Source organism: Dyella sp., assembly GCF_035277725.1.
GTDB lineage: Bacteria > Pseudomonadota > Gammaproteobacteria > Xanthomonadales > Rhodanobacteraceae > Dyella_B.
Genome location: NZ_DATEJY010000128.1, coordinates 1 through 9,575, shown reverse-complemented (window position 1 = coordinate 9,575; position 9,575 = coordinate 1). Strand labels below are relative to the sequence as shown.

8 protein-coding genes and 1 pseudogene are annotated in these 9,575 nt (G+C 58.9%); 7 read left to right on the top strand and 2 right to left on the bottom strand.

The features are described 5' to 3' along the window. Together VJR68_RS12100 and VJR68_RS12095 are read left to right on the top strand one after the other, a co-directional pair. Positions 1 to 736: pseudogene (locus VJR68_RS12100) on the top strand (hypothetical protein); the annotation flags it as partial. Beyond that, complete coding sequence (locus VJR68_RS12095) at positions 736 to 2,820, top strand: RHS repeat-associated core domain-containing protein (protein ID WP_324147927.1); 2,085 nt, start codon at positions 736 to 738, stop codon at positions 2,818 to 2,820. The pseudogene VJR68_RS12100 and the gene VJR68_RS12095, both read left to right, overlap by 1 nt. A gap of 560 nt (positions 2,821 to 3,380) precedes the next feature. On the opposite strand, the gene VJR68_RS12090 is transcribed toward VJR68_RS12095, so the two are convergent. Together VJR68_RS12090 and VJR68_RS12085 are read right to left on the bottom strand one after the other, a co-directional pair. Further along, a complete protein-coding gene (locus VJR68_RS12090; RefSeq protein ID WP_324147926.1) occupies positions 3,381 to 4,373 on the bottom strand; it encodes a phage portal protein in 993 nt (330 codons plus the stop codon). Beyond that, entirely contained in the window at positions 4,373 to 6,133 is a 1,761-nt protein-coding gene (locus VJR68_RS12085) for a terminase large subunit domain-containing protein (RefSeq protein ID WP_324147925.1), read from the bottom strand. Before VJR68_RS12085 ends, VJR68_RS12090 begins: the two co-directional genes overlap by 1 nt. Before the next feature lie 148 nt (positions 6,134 to 6,281). Here VJR68_RS12085 and VJR68_RS12080 point away from each other — a divergent pair, with 148 nt between their 5' ends. From VJR68_RS12080 to VJR68_RS12060, 5 genes are all read left to right on the top strand, one after another. After that, the gene (locus tag VJR68_RS12080; protein WP_324147924.1) at positions 6,282 to 7,136 is read left to right on the top strand and encodes a GPO family capsid scaffolding protein; all 855 of its coding nucleotides are present in this window, start codon (positions 6,282 to 6,284) and stop codon (positions 7,134 to 7,136) included. Positions 7,137 to 7,186: 50 nt separating this feature from the next. Then, positions 7,187 to 8,197 (top strand): phage major capsid protein, P2 family, encoded by a 1,011-nt coding sequence (locus tag VJR68_RS12075; RefSeq protein ID WP_324147923.1) that lies wholly within the window; start codon positions 7,187 to 7,189, stop codon positions 8,195 to 8,197. An 11-nt stretch (positions 8,198 to 8,208) separates the two neighbouring features. Then, a complete protein-coding gene (gene gpM, locus VJR68_RS12070) occupies positions 8,209 to 8,859 on the top strand; it encodes a phage terminase small subunit (RefSeq protein WP_324147922.1) in 651 nt (216 codons plus the stop codon). A gap of 100 nt (positions 8,860 to 8,959) precedes the next feature. Continuing rightward, on the top strand, positions 8,960 to 9,424 hold the full coding sequence (locus tag VJR68_RS12065; RefSeq protein ID WP_324147920.1) for a head completion/stabilization protein: 465 nt from the start codon (positions 8,960 to 8,962) through the stop codon (positions 9,422 to 9,424). Continuing rightward, positions 9,424 to 9,575: tail protein X (locus tag VJR68_RS12060; protein ID WP_324147929.1), on the top strand; the 152-nt coding region annotated here is incomplete at its 3' end. The genes VJR68_RS12065 and VJR68_RS12060, both read left to right, overlap by 1 nt.

The window sequence follows — 9,575 nt, the reverse complement described above, 5'->3', positions numbered from 1 at the left end:
TGCCAATGTTGCGGTGACACTGGCGCCGAGCAGTGCACCTTCCATCAGTGCGCCAGGCACGAACGTCAATGGAAGCTTCTCTATCAGCTGGAATGGAGTCACCGACGCCGCTAACTATGTGCTGCAAGAGTCCGTCAATGGTGGCGCATGGACCACGGTTCAAAACAGTAGCGCAACCAGTTGGAGCACGTCGGGCCGTCCTGCGGGTACTTATGCTTATCAAGTTCAGCCTTACAACACGATCGGTTCTGGTCCGTGGAGTGCGGCAGTCACCGTGACCGTAAACATTCCCGTAGGAAGTAATGGACAGTCCTATGGGGCGCCCTGCGATATTGCGGTTGGGAAGTCAGGACATGCAGCTCTGGGCTATCAGCTGGCCAACGGCAATACATGGCAAGCTTTCATTGTGATGTGCTCCACGATCGGGTCAGGACATCCGTTGGTCAAAGCATCAGGCCCTGTACCAGCTGCGGCGGTTTCGGTGCAGTACACATGGACATATGTGGGTGTCCCAGCCGGCGATGGGGATGCAGGAGGCGGCATTTCGAATGCGGCTGCATCACCGGTGGCGATCAGCAGCAATCCGGTAACTCAGTACACCACCGCCACTTGGCCTCAGACATCACCCACTCGTGGGCGTATCTACCAGCTCCGCGTCGATTTCTTTAATGCCATCGGAGCAAACATTTCGTCATCGACATCCACCATGGAAGCCGAAACTACGGGGTCGCCGTGATGAAACATCTCTATCCATCCAAACCATCGTCGATTGTTGCGACAATGAAACAGCCAGTGCGTCAATTGTCTGTAGTTATCTCTGCGATCCTTCTCGCGTCTGCCATCAGTCCCACTATTGCGCTGGCCGATTCGCCTACCGTGACACAGATCAGTTACGACGCTGGAGATCACGTAACCAGCGTAATCGACCCTCGCGGCCTGGTGACGAGTTACAGCTATGACGGTTTTGGACAGTTGTGGCAGCAGATTAGTCCGGACACCGGTACGACGAACTATAGCTACGATGCCTATGGCCGCTCCGCTTCGATGACGCGCGCTGATGGCACTACGACCACCTTTAGCTATGACAGTTTGAGCCGCATGGTGAGCCTGACCGCCGGCGGACAAACGCAAGTTTTCGCTTACGACTCGTGTACGAATGGCATTGGCCGACTATGTGCACTCAACGACAGTACGGGCAGCACTTCGTATAGTTACACTCCGGAGGGCTGGACGGCCGGTCGCGGCTTCTCCATCGCTGGAGCTACCTACGCCCTGGGCTATAACTATGATGCCGTAGGTCATGTGACGGCCGTGAGTTATCCCGATGGCAACCAGGCGATCTACACCTACACTGATGGCGTAGTGTCGGGTGTGCAAGTGAATGTAGGTGGCAATGTAGCCAATGCCGCAACCAGCATCACTTACCTGCCCGGCAATAATGCGATGACGCAATGGACGTCTAGCAACGGTGTCGCCAACACATTGGGTTACGACAGTGACGGGCGCCTGACCAGCATAAGCGCTGGCAACGTGCAAAGCCTCAACTTTTCCTATGACACCGCTGATCGTATTGTCGGTATCAGTAATGGTATCGATGGCGCGATGACACAAAACTTCGGCTACGATGGTATGTCGCGCATCACACTTGCTTATGGCAGCGCAGACAACGAAGCTTTCCAGTACGACGCCAATGGCAACCGAACAAGTCAAGTTATCAACGGCACATCCAACGCTATTGGCACGAGCGCCACCAGCAATCAAGTCACCAGCCTTTCTGGTGGCAGCAACGTTAGTTATGGCTACGACTTAAATGGCAACCTAACTACGGTATCGGGAGCACCAATTTTCACGTATGACCATTTCGACAGGCTAGTGGCAGCTAATGGCGCCACTTACTACGTGAATCCGAAAGGGCAGCGACTGGAAAAGACGGTGGGTGGCGTTTCCACGTTCTTCGCGCCTAGCAATTCGGGTCCGCTGATGGCTGAAAATCAAGGCGGCGGTTGGATTGACTATGTTTGGCTCAATGGACGCCTAATCGGACGCTTGTATGGTAGCCAGACGCTCTCCGTTCACGATGATCAGCTAGGCCGGCCAGAAGTAATGACCGATGCTTCGCAAGCCGTGGTGTGGCGTGCGCACAATTTTGCTTTCGATCGAGTGGTGACCGTGAACAATTCGGTTCCGCTCAATATAGGGTTTCCCGGGCAGTATTACGACGCTGAATCCGGAACTTGGAACAATGGGCTTAGGGATTACAGTGGCAGTTTAGGCAGGTACCTGGAAAGTGACCCAACAGGACTGGCAGGTGGAATTAACACCTATGCCTATGTAGAGGGAAGCCCACTGACCTATGTAGATCCGCTCGGATTAAGAGATGTTGTAGTCGCTATTTGGAATAGTACGTCGGTCGCCCATCCAGGGCACGTCTTCATGGGCGAAATGAATGGAAATGTGATACTGAGTCAATTCCCGATGCCCCATGGCATCATCGGTAAAAACACGACTTTGAATTGGGACGAGACTCTCGCTGCCGAAGACGGAAAATCGCCTGACCAAGTATTCAAGGTCAACGTACCAGATGATGAGGGGCTAAATTCTGCCGCGTCGGGTGAGGCGGCCAAGCCAAAATGGTTTATCTTCTCGAGCTCAACAACAACGAAGTGCTCGTCATCAGTTTACGATGCCCTAAATGCAGGAGGTCTTCGTTATATGGATCCAGGTGCGGGTGTTTTGCCAGACACGCTCGGGCGTACTCTGGGTGATTTGGCGGGTTTCGGTAATCTCGGAGTAACTAGATTGCAGGCAGTCCCATGGTGAAGAGGCTATCCAAAACCGGTTTAGCGTTTGCCGCTCTGTTTGCGGCCTTTTGCTTTTGGTGCGTCATCTCATTTTTAAAAGGAGCATGGCAAGCTACGGATGTGATCGCCTATGTGACGTTTCCTTTCTCGTTAGCCGTTCACTACGGTTGCAGTTTTCTGCAATCATTATTTCGTCTGTCTTATGGGGCGATAAACTGGCTGGAGGTGGCACTGGATGCAATATGTGGCACATTGGAGGCATACTTCTTTGGATGGTTATTGGAACGTCCTTTGAGACGGTGACAAGGGCGCTTATCCAGCTTGTCGGCTGGAATAATAATCCGTTGTACATTGCAGCGATTGTCGGGGTTACCATTTCAACCCGCCAAGCAAATCAGGATATGCAAGTCTAATCTTGCCTATGAATCACGGACAAACAGTTAAAGGACATGTCGCAGCTCCAACTCTACAGGGCCGCGAAACCCATCGAGTAGATCCGCTGACGACTACGGTAGACCTCGATGTGGTGACTTGAATTGGCTAGCTAGGCTTTCGTGGGAGAGGGACAAGGTCATTACTTTATGGCTCAGTTATCAAGTAAGGAGCGAAAGTAACTATTTCATCCCCTATCCAATCATTGAGTTCCTTTAGGCGTGCTTGCAGCGGTAGCAACTCATTAATCGCAAACACCTGCGCAGCAGGCACCACCGAACCAAACCCGGTGGTGCCCGTCGGCACCAAGCCAAGCAACTGCGGCGGGACACGATGTGCAGCAAGCACATCATCCCTAGTCACATTCTTGATGTTGAAGAACTCATCCTTGGCAGCCACTTCGCTGATCGGCATCAGTTGAAGCCCATCCTTCTTGCCACCGGGCGCATACATGAAGAGGTTCCGAAAATTCCCCGGCCCCTTGCTGTTCTTGAGCGCCGTCTTGATCGCATCGACCTGCGCTTCGTCCGACAGCGCATCGGTGAGGTAAAGAATGTATCCGGCGTGCGAGCCGTTGAGGTAATACTTCCGACGAAACAGCGTACCCGACTCATTGAGCCAAGCACTTTGCAACGCCGCCAGGTATTCCGGCACACCATAGATTTCCTGATGCACGTCCGGCTCGCGTAGGTGGAACACCGAGCCCGGCGCGAACTCGTACTCCGTCTTCCAGCCTTTCACCATGAAGTAGGCGTCCAGGTCATCACACCCGCGGCGCATGTATTTCGCCAGCGCCGGCTGCAACGGCTGTACTTTGCCCAACCGATTCTTGGGTGCTTCCAGATAGCTGTTGCCGAACACCAGGTAGTCGAGCACGTAACGTGCAAACGCTTCGCGACTCAACAAGCGATGCGGCTTGAACGACGACACAAGAATGTTTCGTTTCACATAGATCGCGGATGAGTGGTGCGGTGTTGCACGAAACGACCGTGCCAGTCCTTCCAGCGATACCGGCGGCTCGTACCACTTCCCGTTACGCCACGCCTCCATATACTCGAGCACTTCACGCCCATCGAGCACGGGCGTTGGATCGCCGAACGCAAACGCTTCAACGCGTGGCATCGTTACGGACTCACTCATCAGAAAATCTCCAGCAAACTGGTATTACGCGCCGTGGCGCCTTCCAGGGGTTCGTTGATCAGGGCATGCATGCAGGCCCACGCGAGATCCGCGTGGCCCGTCTCTTCGGTGCGGCCGGCGGTGTAGGTCACCTGGCGGCCGCTGTGGCTGAGCGTTTTGCGGATGGCCATGAACGATTGGGCGAGGTCCGTCCAGCCGGCGTCGAACTCGAGGCGCCCTTTGCCGATCACGTTCTGCGCCTTCATCACCATCTGTGCTTTGGCATCGGGTGAATACACAATCTTCCGTGCGAGCGGGAAAAACTGGACCACCAACTGATGCACGGCCGCGCCAATACCGGTGCCGTCGATGCCGATGTACGTCACGCTGTAGCGTTTCGTGATCTTTCGGATGAATTCGGCCTGCGCCTCGAAATCCATCCCTTTCAGGCGATGCCGCTCCAACACGCGGAATTTCCCGCCGGGCTTGCTGGGCGGCGCCACCACCACCAAGCCCGCGCTATCGCCGCCCTCGCCCAAGGAGGGGTCATAGCCGATCCATACCGGCGCATACCCGAACGGACGCATCGCCAGCGGTTGCAGATCGGTCCAGTCCACCCAGCTGTCGACCATGCAGCCCTGCATCATCGCCAGCGTAAAGAGGCTGTCCCCGTCATCCAGGAACTGGCACATCAGGAGGTTGGCGAATTCGTCCGGCGTGTACTCGATGCGCAGCTCATCCAGATCGAATAGGTTGCAGCCGCCGCGCTCGGCATCCTCGATCGTCACGATCTGCCGCCAGACCTTGTCCGGGCAGCGCAGGCCACCGACCAGCGCTTCATGCGTAGTGACGATGTCTAATCGTTGATCCTTCGGTCGGCGTCGGTTGTAGCGATCACCGGTCCAGTACGGGTACGCGAGATGGCTCTTGGCGCTCGGTGTGGAGAAGTAGGTCTTGCGCCACTGCTTGTGCATGGCCATGCCGGAGGCGACCTTGTTGATCTCCTCGAAATTGCAGGTCCAGAAGAACTCGTCGTAGTAGAAGTTGCCGTGATAGCCCTGCGCGGTGCGTGCGTTCTGGCCGAGGAAGTACAGGTGCGCCCCGTTCCACAGCACGATCGGATCGCCTTTGAGGTCGATGTCACAGGTCTCCAGCGCGAACTGGCGGATGTACTGCTTGAAGATGTGCGCCTGCGCTTTGCTGGCTGACAGGAAGATCTGGTTGCGCCCGGTGCTGATCGCATCAAAGAGCGCCTCGCGCGCGAAATACCACGTCGCACCGATCTGGCGGCTTTTGAGGATCATGCGCGTGCGTTCGTCCGCCGCGCGATGACAGGTGTGCTGGTACTCGAACAGCGAATCGAGGAAGGTTTTGCGCAGGTGCTCGACCTGTTCCTCGCTGAAGGTGTTGCGCTTGGATTGTTTCTTCGGACCGGCGTTGCGCGCTTCGACGTTGGGGTTGAGATCCGCTTCGTTGCCGCCAGGCGCCTCGTAGCGGCGCACGCGCGCCAGGCGTTCGATCTGACGGCCGAGCAGATCGATTTCCTTGTAGTCGCTGCCGGTTTTTGGATCCTTGGCGACTAACTGCACCATGCGTGCTTCGATGCAGGTTTCGACGCGCTCAATCACGGGCGCCTTGTCCCAGGCATCGCGCGTCTTCCACGACTCCACCGTGGTGCGTGCGATCCCCATCGTTTGTGCGATGTCCGACACACGCCACCCTTGCCAATAAAGGGCACGCGCACTGCGGCGCTGATCGATTTCAGGGGACGGGATCACCATGCGCGCATCGTCGCCCGCGCGCGTTCGACTCGATCGCTTAGCGCTGGGTACCAGTGGATTGGTACCGCGCTATCGCGTTGCTCGCATGACGTGCGGTGTCGAGGATGGCCCCGTCCTTTTACATCGCTGCGTTCACGAGGTGTCGGCCATGGCCAAAAGCAAATTCTTCCGCGTTGCTGTCGAAGGCGCGACCACCGATGGCCGCACGATGGAGCGCAGTTGGATCAGCGATATCGCGGCGACCTACAACCCGCACACCTACGGTGCACGCATCTTCCTCGAGCACATCCGTGGCCTGATGCCGGACGGTCCGTTCAAGGCGTACGGCGATGTGACGGCAGTGAAGGCTGAGGAAATCACCGACGGTGATCTCAAGGGCAAGCTGGCCCTGTTTGCGCAGATCGAGCCCACGGCCGATCTCGTCAGCATGACCAAGGCCAAGCAGAAGATTTACAGCAGCATCGAGGTCAATCCGAAATTCGCCAGCACCGGCCGCGCCTACCTGGTGGGCCTGGGTGTCACCGACAGTCCGGCCAGTCTTGGCACCGACATGCTGACCTTTGCCGCGCAGGCCTCCGCCAATCCGCTCGCGAGCCGCAAGCAATCACCGGACAACCTGTTCACTGCTGCCGAGCCGATCGAGATCGAGTGGGAAGAGGAATCGGATAACCCCACCACGACGCTGTTCGCCGCGATCAAGGAGCGCCTGGCCAAGCTCACCGGCAAAGCCAAGGTGCAGGATGCGCAGTTCGCCGAGCTGGGCGATGCCTTGAATGGCCTGACCGATGCACTGGAACAGTTGGCCACGCATTCGACCACGACCACGCAGCAGTTCGCCGATCAGCTCAGCGCTTTCACGCGCCGCCTGGATGCCATCGAGCAAGCCGGCAAGGAGACCGCGACGGCCTTCACCACGCTGCGCGCCGAACTCGACGCCACCCCCGCCTTCACCCCGCGCCCGCCCGCCACCGGCGGCAGCGGCGTCCTGCAAACCGACTGCTGATCTGCACTCGCTTTCTTTTCCGATTTTCGCCTGCCCGTCCCGGAGCCTTCATGCGTAACGATACCCGCCGCCTTTTCAACGCCTACGCGGAACGCGTGGCCCAGCTCAATGGCGTGGACAGCGCCGCGTCCAAATTCAGCGTCACGCCGACCGTGCAGCAGACGCTGGAAAACCAGCTGCAGGCCAGCAGCGAGTTCCTGAGCAAGATCAACGTCATCGGCGTGCAGGAACAGGAAGGCGAGAAAGTGATGCTCGGTGTCACCGGCACCATTGCCGGGCGCACCGATACGCGCACCAAGGACCGTATGCCGCGCGACGTCAGCGATCTCAAGAATCAGGGCTATCGCTGCGAGAAGACCGACTTCGACACCTTGATCAAGTACCAGCAGATCGATGCGTGGGCGAAATTCCCCGATTTCCAGACGCGCCTGCGCGACGCCATCATCAAGCGCCAGGCGCTGGATCGCATCCTGATCGGCTTCAACGGCGTGAAGGTCGCCGCCGACACGGATCGCGCCGCCAACCCGCTGCTGCAGGACGTGAACATCGGCTGGTTGCAGCACATCCGCACCGAGGCACCCAGCCACTGGATGAAAGAAGGCGCGACCGCAGGAAAAATCCAGGTCGGCACGGTCGCCGGGTGCGACTACGCCAATATCGACGCGCTGGTCTACGACGCGGTAATGCTGCTCGATGAACCGTATCGCGATGCGACGGACCTCGTGGCCATCTGCGGGCGCAAGCTGCTGCACGACAAGATGTTCGCCAAGCTCAACCGCGACCAGCGCGCGACGGACGAGTTGGCCAGCGACATCCTGATCAGCCGCGAAGCGATGGGCGGCCTGCCGGCCATCCGCGTCCCGGGCTTTCCGGACAACGCCGTGCTGGTGACGCCGCTCAGCAACCTCTCCATCTACTGGCAGGAAGGCGCGCGCCGACGGTTGTTGCGCGACCGGCCGGAGCGCGACCAGATCGAGAACTACGAATCCTCCAACGATGCCTACGTGGTCGAGCACTACGGCACCGTGGCGCTGTTCGAAAACATCGAGCTCAAGCATTGAGGACCGCCACGATGACCAGCCCCGCCATGCGGCATCGGGAGCGTGTGTTGGCGACCCAGGCCGCGAGCCTGGCCGCCAGCACCGGTACACGTCAGCTCACCGGCAGCGCCTACGACCTGATGCTTGCCAAGCTCGCCGAAGACAAGCGCGTGCTGAAGAGTATCCAGTCGATCCAGCAGAAGATCGCCGTCAAGCGTCAACGCCTACCGGAATATGCCGCGTGGATCGCGGGTGTACTGGAAGCCGATCAGCCGGTACAGGACGATGTCTTTGCCACGCTGATGGTGTGGCACATCGACACCGGTGCGCTGGAGTCCGCGCTCGACATGGCCGCGCATCTTCTGAAGCATGACCTGAAGTTGCCCGAGCACTACCAGCGTGACGTCGCCACGCTGGTGGTCGAAGAGATCGCCGATCAGTACGAGAAGCCCGGCACCACGGTCACCGTCGAGCAGCTCTTGCGCGTCGGCCAACTGACCGACGGGCGCGACATGCCCGATGAAGTGCGGGCCAAGCTGCACAAGGCCATTGGCCTGGCGCTGCGCGACACCGTGCCCACGCAAGCGCTCGATCACCTGCAGCACGCGCTGCGTCTGAATCCGCGACTCGGCATCAAGACCGAGATCAGCAAGCTGCAGAAACAGCTTGTCACTGCGACCTGAGCTCGCCCCGAGCGCCGCGGCGGCTCGGTGGGCACCCGATGACCTCTCTCCCATCCGGATGACCCACCGACCACCGCCGCACCTTATCGAAGAGATCCCGATGTCCGGCTTTGTCGCTACCGCACCCATTGCGGAATCCACCACGATCCGGTCGGGTGCGTGGTATCCCCCGATCGCGCTCGCCGACGTACGCGCCGTGCTGCGCCTGGACGGCACCGTCACCGATGCGCGCCTCACCGAGTGCATCGCGCTGGCGATGTCGGCGGTGGAGGACGAGTTGGACGCGTGGCAACAGCAGCAGGAGGCGCTGGGGCGCACGTCCCTCGCGGACGTGCCGAGTAAGGTGATCGGTGATACCTCGCGGCTCGTGTTGCTCTATCAGCGCGCTGTGTATGCGACCGCCAAAGCCGAATTGATCGAGCGCTACCGCGACATCGACAGCACCGATGCGGGGCAGCGCCGCGCCGAAGTGATGGAACTGTCTGTTGATGATTACCGCCGCCAGGCGCGCTACGCCATCCGCGACATTCTGGGTCGTCCGCGCGCCACAGTGGAGCTCCTTTGATGATCGTGCGCGCGCTGCAGGGCGAGACGCTCGATGCGCTGTGCCAGCGCGTGCTGGGGCGTACTGCGAGTGTGACTGAAGCGACGCTGGCCGCGAATCCCGGCCTGGCCGATCTCGGCCCGGTGTTGCCCCAAGGCTATCCCGTCGATTT